Annotated in this window: 11 protein-coding genes; 4 read left to right on the top strand and 7 right to left on the bottom strand. The window is 61.0% G+C overall.

Going from position 1 to position 13,697, the window contains the following annotated elements; genetic code table 11:
* Nucleotides 1-23 precede the first annotated feature (23 nt).
* From bamA to VMA09_05610, 3 genes are all read right to left on the bottom strand, one after another.
* Nucleotides 24-2,411 carry an outer membrane protein assembly factor BamA gene (gene bamA / locus VMA09_05620; protein ID HUA33063.1) on the bottom strand — a complete coding sequence of 796 codons (2,388 nt, stop codon included), beginning with the start codon at nucleotides 2,409-2,411 and terminating at the stop codon, nucleotides 24-26.
* Between the two features lie 485 nt (nucleotides 2,412-2,896).
* Entirely contained in the window at nucleotides 2,897-3,607 is a 711-nt protein-coding gene (locus VMA09_05615; protein HUA33062.1) for an ABC transporter ATP-binding protein, read from the bottom strand.
* A complete protein-coding gene (locus tag VMA09_05610) occupies nucleotides 3,600-4,880 on the bottom strand; it encodes an ABC transporter permease (protein HUA33061.1) in 1,281 nt (426 codons plus the stop codon). The genes VMA09_05615 and VMA09_05610 overlap by 8 nt, the downstream gene beginning before the upstream one ends.
* Before the next feature lie 212 nt (nucleotides 4,881-5,092).
* On the opposite strand from VMA09_05610, the gene gspD reads away from it, so the two are divergent.
* The 3 genes from gspD to VMA09_05595 all read left to right on the top strand — a co-directional run bounded on the left by gspD (nucleotide 5,093) and on the right by VMA09_05595 (nucleotide 8,989).
* On the top strand, nucleotides 5,093-7,729 hold the full coding sequence (gspD, locus tag VMA09_05605; protein ID HUA33060.1) for a type II secretion system secretin GspD: 2,637 nt from the start codon (nucleotides 5,093-5,095) through the stop codon (nucleotides 7,727-7,729).
* Nucleotides 7,730-7,823: 94 nt separating this feature from the next.
* Nucleotides 7,824-8,744 carry a lysophospholipid acyltransferase family protein gene (locus tag VMA09_05600; GenBank protein HUA33059.1) on the top strand — a complete coding sequence of 307 codons (921 nt, stop codon included), beginning with the start codon at nucleotides 7,824-7,826 and terminating at the stop codon, nucleotides 8,742-8,744.
* Nucleotides 8,744-8,989 carry a hypothetical protein gene (locus VMA09_05595; GenBank protein HUA33058.1) on the top strand — a complete coding sequence of 82 codons (246 nt, stop codon included), beginning with the start codon at nucleotides 8,744-8,746 and terminating at the stop codon, nucleotides 8,987-8,989. The genes VMA09_05600 and VMA09_05595 overlap by 1 nt, the downstream gene beginning before the upstream one ends.
* Nucleotides 8,990-9,047: 58 nt before the next feature.
* Here VMA09_05595 and VMA09_05590 read toward each other — a convergent pair whose 3' ends face one another.
* The 3 genes from VMA09_05590 to VMA09_05580 all read right to left on the bottom strand — a co-directional run bounded on the left by VMA09_05590 (nucleotide 9,048) and on the right by VMA09_05580 (nucleotide 11,817).
* Complete coding sequence (locus VMA09_05590; protein HUA33057.1) at nucleotides 9,048-9,794, bottom strand: RIO1 family regulatory kinase/ATPase; 747 nt, start codon at nucleotides 9,792-9,794, stop codon at nucleotides 9,048-9,050.
* Between the two features lie 577 nt (nucleotides 9,795-10,371).
* The gene (locus tag VMA09_05585; protein ID HUA33056.1) at nucleotides 10,372-11,037 is read right to left on the bottom strand and encodes a hypothetical protein; all 666 of its coding nucleotides are present in this window, start codon (nucleotides 11,035-11,037) and stop codon (nucleotides 10,372-10,374) included.
* Nucleotides 11,038-11,049: 12 nt separating this feature from the next.
* A complete protein-coding gene (locus VMA09_05580) occupies nucleotides 11,050-11,817 on the bottom strand; it encodes an SDR family oxidoreductase (GenBank protein HUA33055.1) in 768 nt (255 codons plus the stop codon).
* Nucleotides 11,818-11,935: 118 nt separating this feature from the next.
* Here VMA09_05580 and VMA09_05575 point away from each other — a divergent pair, with 118 nt between their 5' ends.
* Nucleotides 11,936-12,532, top strand: coding sequence for a TetR/AcrR family transcriptional regulator (locus tag VMA09_05575; GenBank protein ID HUA33054.1), 597 nt, complete (start codon nucleotides 11,936-11,938; stop codon nucleotides 12,530-12,532).
* A gap of 97 nt (nucleotides 12,533-12,629) precedes the next feature.
* Here VMA09_05575 and VMA09_05570 read toward each other — a convergent pair whose 3' ends face one another.
* Nucleotides 12,630-13,685: an isocitrate/isopropylmalate family dehydrogenase gene (locus tag VMA09_05570; protein HUA33053.1), complete on the bottom strand. Its 1,056-nt coding sequence runs from the start codon at nucleotides 13,683-13,685 to the stop codon at nucleotides 12,630-12,632.
* Nucleotides 13,686-13,697 lie beyond the last annotated feature (12 nt).

The raw sequence follows: 13,697 nt of genomic DNA, 5'->3' as shown, positions 1-13,697 counted from the left end.
TTAACTACGGACATTATGCGCCGCTAGAGCGGCGATCCGGTGCCGAACTCGAAAACGACGGTCTGGTCGGCCGGACGCGGGTTGATCGGGAAGGCCAGGTCAAGTGCGAGCGGTCCGAACGGCGATTTCCATCGCACGCCGAAGCCGGCAGCGGCCTGCAGCTCGGTGAGATCGATTGATTGCTGGTTAAGGAACGACTGACCGGCATCGATAAACGTGACGCCGCGCAGGCCGAGGCCCGAAAGGATCGGGAAGGTAACCTCGTTGCTGAAGATCAATTCCTTGCTGCCGCCGACGTTCTGTACGCTGAGCGGCTGGCCGGCCTGGTTGTAGATCGTCACCTCGGGTCCCAATGAATAGAGCTGATATCCGCGAACCGATTCGATATTGCCGGTGCCGCCGGGGAAGAAGCGGTCATACAGCGGCAGGTTGCCGCCGGTGCCGGCGCTCAAGTTGGTGCCGATACCGAAAGTGATGCCTTGCGATAGAACCCAGCTTCCCCAGGTCGGGCTCTTGATGAACGGATAGAAATAGCGGCCGTGCCATTGGCCGCGCAAGAAGTAGTTACCACCGCCAATGCCGCCGATTTGTCCCTGGAAACTGAGGATGGTACCGGTGCGCGGGTCGGTTGGATTATCGACCGTGAAGCGGCGGATGCTGGGCAGGATTTCCGAGGTTTGCGTGTAGCCCGCGAATTGCGCGATCTGATAGGTGGTGAACTGGTTCAGACCGGTGATCCCGATGCTCTGAAACGAGTAGCCGAGGCCGACGTTCACGTCCTTGAGCGACAGCGGGCCGAGCTTCTTAAAGCCGAGTTCCGTCAGCGGATAGGTGGTGTTGAGGCTGAAGCCCGCCGAAGACTGATCGAAGCTGAGCAGCACGCTCTTGTTGTCGAACAGCGAGACATTCACGCCGAGCGGCATGTCGAGGAACCACGGCTCGCCATAAGAGATGCTGTAGTTCTGGAACAGGAAGCCGATCTGCGCGCTCAGGATCAGCGATTCGCCGCCGCCGAAGAGGTTGGTATTGCCGATGGTGAACGTGCCAAACAGCGAGGAGAAGCTGTCGAATCCGCCCGAGACCTGGAATGAGGCGGTGTTGCCCTCGGCCACGTTCACGTCGAGGTTAATCTTGTCGGGCTGATTGGCGGGCGAGGTCGTGATGCGCACGTCACTGAAAAAGCCCAGCCGCGACAGGCGCTGCTGCGAAGCGCGAATGGCAGACGCCGAGTAGGGCTCCTGCTCCTGCACCTGCATCTCGCGCCGGATGACCTTGTCGGAGGTCTTGGTGTTGCCGGTGATATTGACGCGATCGATCAGGACCTCGTGACCCGGGTTGATGACGAAGGTCACGTTGATGCGTTTGGTCGGTTCGTCAAGATGGGTGCGCGGGTCGACATTGACGTAGGCATAGCCGCGATCGGAGTAGTAGTCCGATAGCGCCAGCACGTTGCGCTGCATGTCGGAGCCGCGGAACAGCGCGCCGGGCTTGAGCGTGATCAGCTTGCGGATATCGGAGCGCGAGAACTTGAGGTTGCCGACGATCGCGATCTTGCCGACGTGGTACGGCGGTCCCTCGTCGATGGTGATGACGATGTTGATGTTGTTGCCGACGCGCACGACCTGCGGCGGATCGATATGAACCTTCAAATAGCCGTTGTCGTAGTAGAAGGCCGTCAGGCGATCGACGTCGTCGTCAAGTTTCTTCTGGTCGAGCGCCCCCCAATCGGTAAACCAGCTGACCAGCCGATTGTAGGTGTGCGTCTCCATCGCAAGCTTGAGTTCGGACGAAGTGAAAGCCTTATTGCCGTGGAACTCGATTGATTTGATCCAGACTTTTGGTCCCTCGTAGACATCGAATTCAGCGACCGCGGCGTTGTTCGGATACATCACGGGCTTGTAGACGATGTGCGCGTCGAGGTAGCCCTTGTCCTGGTAGAGCTGCGAGACGCCGTTGATCGTCTCGCGGATCTGGACCGGATTTTCGATCGAGCCGACCTGGATTTTGATCGCGTCGCGGACCTTGTCGTCGGTCGGACGCATCGCCTTCATGCCCTTCCATACGACGTCAGTGATTTGGGGACGTTCCTTCACGTCGAACACGAGGTTGATCTGCGATGGATTCGAGGTCGGCTCGACGATCTGATCGACGGTCGTGAAAAAGCCCATCGCGTAGATCTTATGTACGTCCTGGTTGGCCAGGGACGGATCGTACGGCTGCCCCGCTCGCGAGCTGATCTGGCTCATGATCGCGGCATCTTCGACACGCTGATTGCCGCGAATCTCGACCTTGGCAATGGTCTGATTCTGGGCGGCGCCGTAGCTCGCCAATCCGAGCACGATCGCCAGCGCGAGGAGCGCAGACCAGAGCGCTGCGCGGCCGATGCTCGCCTTGATGGTTGTTACTGCCACTCAGGAGCACCAGAGACCGCGCGCGAACGCGCGCCATATCAATGCATTAATTCGGATAGCCGCCATTGTGGACTGCGGGTCGATGGTATTGCCGAGACGCGACACTATCGGCCTTAAGCGCGTGCCCCTTCGTTGACGTCGAATTCAAGATTATCGATCGTGCCAACATGAAGACGATTCGCACGGCGCATTGATTCTCCGCCCGGACTGAGCGCCGTCATTGGATTCCACGCGACTTCGAGAACCAATGGCGTCTCGATGCGGTCTTTGCCGCGAAGGTTGATAGGCGCGCTAGTCGGCGGCTTTGCATATGCGTGCGATGGAACTCCGCATGCGATCGCGATGATCAGCGCGCAGCAAACCGCCGCGCGAACTGGAATCGCGTTGAACATTCGGACTGACACTCAAGAACACCAAAAACGGCGAACAAGCTAGCCAATCGGTCCCGGTAAGTAAACCAAGCGCCCCGCTATCGCGCGCTTCGATCAGCTTCGTGGCTCGTCGATGAGTTTTCCTTCCTGGATCCTAAGCGCGCGACCCACGCTGCGCATCAAGCGTTCGTTGTGAGTCGCGATTACTAACGTGATTCCCAGTTCATGACTGAGCATATGGAACAGGCCGTGAATCTCCTCGGCCGTATGCGGATCGAGATTGCCCGTCGGCTCGTCGGCGAGCACGAGCCGCGGCCTGAGCACCACCGCTCGCGCGACCGCAACGCGCTGCTGCTCACCACCCGACAGCTCGGCCGGCCTGCGATGCAGCTTGTCACCAAGTCCCACGCGGGCGAGGATTTCCTGCGCGCGATGCTCCGCCTCTTCGTCGTTCATCCGCGCGATCAGCGCCGGCATCATCACGTTTTCGAGCGCGCTGAAATCGGCCAGCAAATAGTGAAACTGAAACACGAATCCGAGCTTGTGATTGCGATAGTCGGCCAGCGCGGGTTCGTCGAGCGCGAAGAGATCCTGCCCTTCGAACAGCACCTTGCCCGCGCTCGGCGTCTCAAGACTGCCGAGCACGTGCAGGAGCGTTGACTTGCCGGTGCCCGATTGGCCGACGATCGCGATTTCCTCGCCTGCATCGACGGTCAGGTCGAGGCCGCGCAGCACTTCGATCTCGCGCCCGGCGTCGTAGAATTTCTTGACCACGCCGCGCGCTTCGATCAGTAAATGAGCCTGCGCGGCGGCTGGCTCACTCATAACGAATGACCTCGACCGGTGAGAGCGAACGCGCCTCGAGCGCAGGGTAAAGCGCGGCCACGACGCACAATAGGATCGCGACTACGGCGACCAGTATGAAGTTGAGTGGATAAAGCCGCACCGGCACCGCGCTTACCATGAAGAGATCGGCTGGCAAATGAATCAGGTGATACTTGCCGATCAGGAACGATGACACAAAGCCCGCGCCAACGCCGAGCGTTGTCCCGATCACGCCGAGCAGCGCCCCTTCGCACAGAAAAATCGACGCGATCGACGCAGCGCGTGCGCCCATCGCACGCAGAATCGCGATCTCCTTGCGCCGCTCCATCACGACCATCACCAGCGTTGCGACGATATTGAATGCCGCCACCAGCACGATCAGCAGCAACACCAGGAAGTCGGTCATCTTTTCGAGTTTGAGCGATGAAAACAGCGGCGCGTTGGCCTCCGTCCAGTCGGTGACCTTGAACTCCGGTCCCGCCATCGCTTCCACTTCGGCGCGGACTTTCGGCGCGTCGAACATGTCGTGGAGCCGCGCTTCGAGGCCGCTCTGCAACTGCGGATCGTCGGCCAAAAGCGCGCGGCCATACTTCAGATCGACGAATATCAGCGAGGAATCGAATTCAAACATCCCCGAATGGAAAAAGCCCTCGACCACGAACCGCTTGAGCCGCGGCGCGCCCATCGCATTGGCCAGACTCGCCGGCGAGATCAGGATCATCGGGTCGTTGACGCGAAGTCCAAGCTCGCTCGCGAGCGAGGCGCCGACGATCGCACCCGGCAAGTCGGCCATCCGCTTCTTGCCCTGATCGACCACCGGAACCGGGTACGTATGCTCGAGACTGTCGAGGCTGCCGCTCTCGAGCGTTCGCTTAAGCTCCGTAAGCACGTTGTTATCACTGACCTGGACCGCTCGCAGGATGCCCCCCGAGACGTAGCCCGGCGCGCCGCTTTCGGTTGACCCCACCGCCATCACTTGCGACGTCACGTAGGGCGCGACCGCGATGATTTCCGGGATCGCCTCGAGCTTCTTCCTGAGATCGGCGGCGTTAAAGATCCCTCCGTCGGCGCGCTCAATCGTCAGTTCCGGTGTGAAGGCGAGCAGGCGGTCGCGGAGATCCTCCTGGAACCCGCTCATGACCGCCAGTGTTACTGTAAGGACGAAGGTTCCGAGCGTGACACCGGCCAGCGAGATCAAAGCGATTACCGACACGAAGCGCTCGCGCCGCCTGGCCCGCAGATACCGCATCCCGATCAGAACTTCGAAGCGCAACCGATACCTCTGGTCTCTCTTGTCACTGACGTGGCTCTGATGGGCGCTGCGATGCTGCTTTCAACCTGGCGAGATCCTCTCGCCTGCCGACGAAAGGATTTAACACGAACATCCTTTCCGGAAAGTCAAACTTTTGCAATCAATTACCTTGCAGAAGCACATCCTCGTGCAATATCCTCTTCGCTCGGCAAGTTCCGCCGGAGGTGACTGGCATGAAGCGCTTTTTCGTTGGCGTTCTGGCCGCAGCACTATTGTCGCTCGTAGCCAGCGCGACACGATCGCATGCGTCTGACAGCGCCGGCGTCGATCCCAATACGCTGATCCAGATGAATTTCCAGAGCGTGGATATTCCCGTTCTGGCCAAGTTCGTCAGCGAGATCACGGGCAAGAACTTCATCCTCGACGAAAGCGTTCGCGGCAAAGTTTCGATCATGGCGCCGACCAAGGTCACGCCGCAGCAGGCCTATGAACTCTTTCAATCGGTCCTGCAGGAAAAAGGTTTCATGACCGTGCAGGCCGGCAAGGTCATCAAGATCATTCCGGCGCGTGAGGCGCGCTCGATCGGACCCAGCGTTAATTCCAATCAGGCAGTCGGCGGCGACGAATATGTGACGCGGATGGTGCGGCTCAAGAATATCGACGCCTCCGGCCTCGTCGGCGTAATCCAGCCGATGATCTCGCATGACGGCCTCGTCGCGGCATTCCCCGAAGACAACACGATCATCATCACCGACGACGGTTACAACGTGCAGCGCCTGCTGCAGATCATCGGCTCGCTTGATGTACGCGGTGAGCAGCAGAACGTTACGGTCATTCCACTGCGCCTCGCCTTTGCGGCAGAGATCGCACCCGAGATCGAGCAGGTGATGAACGCCCGCCTCGGCATCAGCTCGGGTTCGAGCATGCAGGCACGCCCCGGGATTGGAGTTGTCGCACCATCGGCGCAGGGCACTTCGACCGGCTTCAAGATCATTCCAGATGAGCGCACCAACTCGCTGTTAGTTCTCGCGCCGCCGCTCCAGATGCGCGAGATCCAGGAAATCGTCGCCAAGCTCGACGTCGTCCCGCCCAACTCCACCTCGCGCATCCATGTCTATCGACTGAAGAACGCGCAGGCGCTTGAGATGGTCCAGGTCCTCAATAACCTGATGAACGGCGGCAACGGCCCGTCCACCCTTTCGCCCACCACCGGAAAAGGATCGCTCGGCCGCGGCAGTTCGCTCGGCAACTATAACGGCAGCTCGTTCGGTTCTGGCTTTGGCGGGATGAGCGGCGGATCCAGCATGAGTGGCTTATCGGGCGCGTCGTACGGCGGCAGCTCGATGGGCGGTATGGGCGGCGGCATGGGCGGAGGAATGGGCGGCATGGGCGGAGGAATGGGCGGCGGCGGAATGATGCGCGGCTCTTCCGGCGGGTACGGCAGCAGTGGCGGAAGCTCGAGCGCCGGCACCAGTGGCAGAACGCCAGACTTCAGCTCCCCCGTCAGCATCACCGCCGACCCCGCTACCAACGCGCTCGTCGTGAGTGCGGCGCCTCAGGATTGGCAGACGGTCAAGAACATCATCGATGAGCTCGACGTGCCGCGCGTGCAGGTCTTCGTGCAGGCGGTGCTCGTCGAGGTGCAGGCTGAACGTCAGCGTGAGATGGGTGTCAATTACTTCGCCAATGGCACCCTGGGCGGCAACGTTGCGGGAGTCGGAACTCTGAATTTCGGCCAACTCCAAAATGCTATCGGCAACCCGCTGGGAATGACCGGTTTGGGCCTCGGTCTGGCGTCGGGTCAATCCTGCTCGGTTCCGGCTGCGATCGTGTCGGCGGCCACTACCGCCGCGACCGGATCGACCACCAGCGCCACCGGGAACGTCAGCGTGCCATGCGAACTCGCGCTGATCACCGCATTGGAGCAGGATCAGCATGCGAACGTGCTGTCGGCGCCGACATTGCTCACGGCCGATAACGAAGAAGCGATGATCGTCGTCGGCCAAAATCTGCCGTTTGTAGGCTCGGCGTCAGCAAACGCTGGTCTGCCCGGTCAGATCTTCAACTCGGTCGATCGCCAGAACGTCGGTATCACGCTCGATATCGTTCCGATGGTTTCCGAGGGCGACTACGTGAAGCTCGACCTTTATGAGGAAGTTTCGCAGGTCGATCCGACTACAGTGAATAACTCGCTCGGACCCACAACGACGATTCGATCGGCATCGACTGCTGTGCTCGTGATGAATCATCGCACCGCGGTCATCGGTGGCTTGATGTCCAGTGCCGACAACATCAACAACCAGGGTGTGCCATTCATCAGCAATATCCCATTCCTCGGCAACCTGTTCAGCGACAAGAATCGCAGCAAGAGCAAAGACAACCTGATGGTTTTCCTGACCCCGCACATCGTCCGCAACAAAGCCGATCTGCGTGAGCTCTCGCTGGCAGAGCGTCAGAAGTTCGTCAATTCGCTGGGCCGCAAAGAAATCCACGATATGCCAGCCTCGCAGGTGCAGCAGGTTTACAGCCCGAGCTTCTCGATTGCGGTACCGCCCTCGGCTGAGCTGAATGCTCCGTACGGCGCGCCGCCGACTGCTCCGGGTCCGGACAACACGGCGCCCGATACGACTGGCGCCACGCCGTTCAACACGACCGAAGTCGGTCCGACGACGATGAACACCAGGATGGGCGGGCCGAGTGTCGCGACCGGTACGGCCGTGGCTCCGGCGCCTATTGCGGCGGCTCCCGCATCCGCTCCGCTCGATGCGGGCGCGGGCAGCGTATCGCCGTTCAGCGACGCCTCGACAGGTGCGGCGGGCGGCAGCAAGCTCGATTCGACGCGCGGCGTGACGCCGTCAATCGCACCCTGAATACGTGTCGCGGTTTGTCTCAGGCGCGCGCCGCATCTTCGGCGCGCGCCTTTTTCTTGCGCGCACGATCGACTCGCGGGATGCTCTCTAGTTAATGGCTCGTCAGGTTGGCCGGGTTCAGGCGCGTTTTGAATATACCGGTATTGCCGCCGTGGTCGCGGCGATGCGCGCGATGCCGCTTGCGCGTGCGGTGCGGGCCGGCGCGGGAATCGGTGCGATCGCGATGAAGCTCGATCGGCCCAATCGCCCGATCGCGCAGAAGAATCTTGCAATCGCGTTCCCTGAAAAGACCGAGGCCGAGCGACTTTTGATCCTGCGCGGTATGTATCGCAACTGGGGCCGGATGCTTGCCGAATGGACCCACTTCGACAAGCTGAGCCGCGCCAATATCGCAAAGGTCACCGTCTATTCGGGCGAAGAAAACTGGCAGATAGCAGAGGAGATGTCGGGCGGGCGCGGACTATTCGTCCTCACCGCGCACTTCGGCAACTTCGAGCTGATGCAGCTCGCGCATTCGATCTACGGCTACCATATCGCGATCGTGCATCGTCCGCTGCGCAATCCGCTCGTCGATGCCGCCGTGTGCGAGGCGCGCGTTAAATTCGGCAACCGCGTAATCCCGCGCAAGGCGGGCGCGCGCGACATGCTGAAACTGCTGCGCCAGAACTGGATGATCGCGATCGCACTTGACCTCGACGTGCGCCAGGGCGTGTTCGTCGATTTCTTCGGCCTGCCAGCCTCGACCAGCGACAGCGTCGCGCGGCTCGCGATGCGCACCGGCGCACCGGTCGTGCCCTGCTTCATGGTGCGCGAAGGCGACAGCGTCCACCACAGACTCGAGATCCATCGCCCGATCGAGTTGGTCACCGGACCCGATCGCGAAGCCGCCGTGCGCGAAAACACGCAGCTCTTCACCACCGAGATCGAATCGATGATCCGCAAGCATCCCGACCACTGGAACTGGATTCACCGCCGCTGGAAAACCCGCCCCCCCGGCGAGCATCGTTTCTATTGATGAAAGAGTTTCCTAAGCTAAAGCCGATGGCGCAGAGCGACGACCGAACAAAGAACAATGACGGGGAGCATCGCGAGCCTCCCGCGGTGTATTTCCCCGCGTGCGGTGCGCTTTGCGACATCTTCTGGTGGGCGCGCCGCAACGATTCCAAAACCGAATCCTCCACTGATCCCGAAGCGAACCCTTCTCCCGTTATTTCACGGGAGAAGGTGCCTGACGCGCGCAAGCGCGCGTCAGGCGGATGAGGGTTCCTACTTCCTTTCGTGCCCTTCGTGGTGAGTTCTGCCACCTCAGCCATAGCATTCATCCCGTCCGCAACATTCCCGTCCTATAGCGCCGCCACATCTCGCCCGCGAGGCGCCGTCCGTCGGCTCTGACGCCGAAGCGCGCGAAGTAGCTGCACACGGTATCGAGATCGCGTTCGAGCAACTCCTGCGCGTTCGGATTGAAGCGTGCATCGACGGCCTGCGGAAAATCGATCACGACCGGAGTGCCCGACCACCACAGAATGTTGTACGGCGACAAGTCGCCATGCACGAAATGATTCACGAGCAGCAGCGTCACGGTCTGAAAGATATCGCGCAGGCAAGCCTCGGCCTCGCGGCGGCCGAGTGATATGCGGCTCAGCATGGGCGCCGAGCCGCTCGCGTCGCCCAAATATTCCATCAAGATCGCGCTCTGCGATTCGGAGATCGGCTCCGGCACCCGCGCCCCGGCGCTGCTCATCAGCTGAAGAGTTTGAAACTCGGAGTGTATCCAGACCCCGAACTGGATATTTCGGCCGTGGCGCGACTTGCGCTCGAGCGCGAGCTTGTCGCGCCGGCCGAGCGGGCGATTGCGGCCCGCCTGGTAGATCGCATCGTTGCGGAAGCTGCGCTCCTCGAGCGGCCGATACACCTTGGCCGCCAGGAACTCCTTTCCGGTTGAGGCGCCCGCGGCGCAGCAGTAGACAGTCGCTTCCTTGCCGCTGCGGACGACGTAGAGAACCTCAGTTATCAGACCTTCGGCGAAAAACGCATCGAGTGCGTCTTCGATTTCGTTTTCGATCATTTCCTGCTCCGCGGTTAGAGGTTGATAGCCGGTAAGTGGTGTTCATCTTGCGGTCCTCCAATGGGTTGGGGTTATGCGCCGCGATGCGCCCGCGCGGACGTGCGCGGGCGCCCGCCCCGGAGCGAAAACTAAAAAGCCACGGGGCGATTGCCTCCGTGGCCGTGTGCCTGAAAGGATTTATGCCTTAGCGGCGGACGGACGCGGGAGGCGAATTGCGGCGCGACAGAACGGCATCAATAGTATTCATGTCTCGGAGTTCTCCTCCCTTCAAAGAAGATGGGTGATTATACATTCGCGCAAGCCGAATGCAACTCCACTTCACTCACGCAAAATCTTCTCATGGAAGGTGGCCGAGATCGGGTCCGACTAGCTAGCGCTTTCTGCTATTCGACGACCACAACTTGAGAGTGAGCGACGCCTCTAATCAGTTCTATCAAGAGAGCGGAATCCAGAAGCCGGCCTAAGCCCTAACCCCTTCCCGCATCTGGAAGGGACATTCTGCGCTCGACTAGACTGAATCATGCGGCGAACGAACTTCCCTTCACGTGCGTGAAGGGAAAGAGGGTTAGGTCGTTTTTTATTTGCTACCGACGGCGGTTTCGCTATCGACGGCTGATTTCATCCCGGCCACGGTTCCTCGCATCATGTCGGCGTATGCGCGATCGAGAAAATCCACGCGAAAGAGAAAACGTCCCAAACCTCCGAGGTAGCCCGGAAAGCGATTGTCGCGCAGCTTGAACGAGTACACCCACGTGAGATGAGTCTTGTCGGCGCCCACGACGTTGTATTGAAAGTCGCCGAGACCATATTCGATCGGCGCCGCCTGCGCCGTCGTGTAATTCCAGACGACGTAGCGGAAATGATAGGTCGTGCCGGTCTGCTCGCGCACTAGAGATTGCTCCTCGAGCGTCGAACCGTCGCTGAGACATACCAGCCGCCGCGTACCCGGCACGCCGAATTCACCAGGTGTCAATGCATAGTCACCGGCGACACCGGGCAGCGAGCTTGACTGATGGACAGTATCCTTAAGCGGCCGGTTGATGGTGGTCAGAACCACCTCGAGCGGATGATCGAAAGTGATTTCCTCGGTATGCGACACGAGGGGCGCATCGGCGCTGAGCGCGGGATGCGGCGTATCGACGAAGCCTGTGGGCGGTGCGCATGAGGCCGCGTGTGCGGTTGCCGCTGAGGCCGCGACGATCATAGTTGCGAACGCGAATGCTGCAGGTTTGAAATTCATCATTAGCTAGATCCTTCAACCGGCCGCGCGGCCGCCTTCGCAAGGCAGCACCGTTCCTGTTGTCCAGCGCGATTCGTCCGAGAGCAGGAACAGCGCCGCGCGCGCCATGTCGTCGGGGTCCGCGATGTACTTGATCGGCATCAGCTCGGCCATCTGCTCGCGCGCCTCTTCGGTCGCTATCCAGCGGTCGAACATTTCCGAGCGCGTCGGTCCGGGCGCGATCGCGTTGACGCGGATTCCCATGCGCGCGTAGCCGAGCGCCGCGCACCTGGTCAGGCCCGCGAGGCCAAATTTGCTCGCGGCGTAATCGCTGTTGTGCGAGGAGCCGATCAGCCCGCCGATCGACGACGTGTTGACGATCGCGCCGCCGCCGTTCGCGAGCATCGCCGGGATTTCATGTTTCATGCACAGAAAAACGCCGCGCAGGTTGGTCTCGATCACCTGGTCGAATTTTTTGGTGCTGATTTCGTGGAGCATCTGATGGGCGCCGCCGACGCCCGCGTTGTTAAACGCGCAATCGAGCCGTCCATGCTCGCGCGCCACGAATTCGACCGCGTGTTTTACTGAATCCTCGTCGCGGACATCGCATTCGACGGCCGACGCCTTGTGGCCGAGCCGCCTCAGCTCAGCAACGATCGATTCGACGCGATCGATTCTGCGCGCGCCGCCGGCGACGATTCCGCCCTCGGCCGCAAACAGGCGCATCGCGGCCGCGCCAATCCCGCTCGAAGCGCCGGTGATCAACACGACGCGGCCCGCGAGCCGATTGGCGAAGAACTTCAAGGGCTCTGGATTTGCGTATGACAGGGGAGTTAACCTCGGTTGACGGTGTCAACGTTGACAGCGTCAACCTAGCCGCGGCGGTTGACCGTGTCAACCATCTCGCGTTTACTTCTGGTTGATGGCTTCAGATACCCGGAGCGCCCTGGTTGCCGCCGCCGCCGAACTGCTCGACCAGGGCGGACCGGCGGCGGTGACGCTGCGCGAAGTTGGGCGCAAGGCGGGAGTCTCGCACAACGCGCCCTACAAGCACTTCAAGAGCAAGGAGGATCTGCTGGCCGCGATCGCAAGCCGTGAGCTGGAGCGCCAATCGGAAACGATGAATGCGCTGAAGCCGCAGGCCAGGCCGATCGACGCGCTGCGCCGTCTGACTCGCGGCTATATCCGATGGGCCCAAAACTATCCCGCGCGCTTCCGCCTCGTATTCGGCGAATGGAAACACGATTCGCACGAGCTCGGCGAGGCCGCAGGCAAATCGCGCGCGATGCTGGTGGAAATCGTCAAAGCCGCGCAGGACGCGCATCAGCTCCCGCGCGGCAACCCCGAACGGATCGCATCGCTGCTGCTGGCGCTCGCCCACGGCGCGGTAGATCTGGCGCTAGCGGGGCATCTATCAGCAACAGGCAAAGGCGCCGCTGACCCGGACATGCTAGCCGACGATCTCTACGCGCTACTCAAGAAATCGTCGCAGACCGATCGCAAATACAGACGAAAATGAACCGCTAAGGTTCTATCCTTCAACGTAAGACGGCAGGCCGCGATCCAGTCTGTAAACCTGCTCGACCGGCCCGCCATACGCGCGAGCCTGGTTCGCCCTACAGCAGATCGATCACTGCCTTCGCGAACTCACCGGTTTTCGCTTTGCCACCTTGATCGACGGTCAGGGTCCGGCCTTCGCCGTAGACTTTGCGCACTGCGTCGTCGAGGCGTTTCGATTCGGTCGCGAAGCCCAGGTAGTCGAGCATCATTGTCGCCGACAATATTGATGCGGTCGGATTGATGATGTTCTGGCCCATGATGTCGGGTGCGGTGCCGTGCACCGATTCGAAGTAGGCGTAGTTGTCGCCGTAGCATCCGCTGGGCGCGACGCCGAGGCCGCCGACCGTGCCCGCGGCTGCGTCGGAGAGAATGTCGCCGTACAGATTCGGCATCACCACGACGTCGAGATCGTGCGGCGATTGCACGATGCGCCGCGCGAAGTCATCGACGATGAACTGCTCGTACTTGATCTCCGGATGCTTCGCGACCGTTTCCTCAACGATGCGCCTGAAGAGTCCGTCAGACTCCTGCAGCATGTTGTACTTCGAGGTGCAGGTGACCTTGCCCTTGCCGCCCGCGCGCATCCGCTTGATCGCGAGCTGGCAGGCGAATTCTGCGACCCGCTGCGTGGCGCGCTCGGTGATGATCTTGATCGCGTAGATGCCGCGCGCGGAAGTGTCGAGCGGTCCGCGCAGGATCCGGCTATGAAGATGGAGCGGTGCGAGGTTTTCGATCGGACCTTCGAGACCGAGATACAAATCCTCGAGATTCTCGCGCACAATGACGAAGTCGATTCCGTCGGGCTTCGCCATCGGACTGCGAAAGCCCTTCAAGTAGCGCGTCGGGCGAACGTTGGCGAAAGTCTGTTTGCCCCAGCGCAGATAGCCGATCGAAGTGGTCTTGCCCGAGGTTGAGCCGAACAGCGTCGTGTCGGACTCGTCGATCGCCTTGCGCGCCTTGGCGTCGGTGTCGCCGCGGATCCATTTTTCGCCGGGCGGAAACTCGATGTAATCGATCGGCGCGCGCAATGCGCGCAACACTTCCATCGTCGCCGCCATCCCTTCGGGGGCCGCGTCGTCGCCGGGCAACACCACGACTTTCTTGTTTGCCATCGTAAAATCCCA

The organism is Candidatus Binataceae bacterium (genome assembly GCA_035508495.1).
Classification (GTDB): Bacteria; Desulfobacterota; Binatia; order Binatales; family Binataceae; genus JASHPB01.
This window is presented reverse-complemented; position numbering and strand designations above follow the sequence as displayed.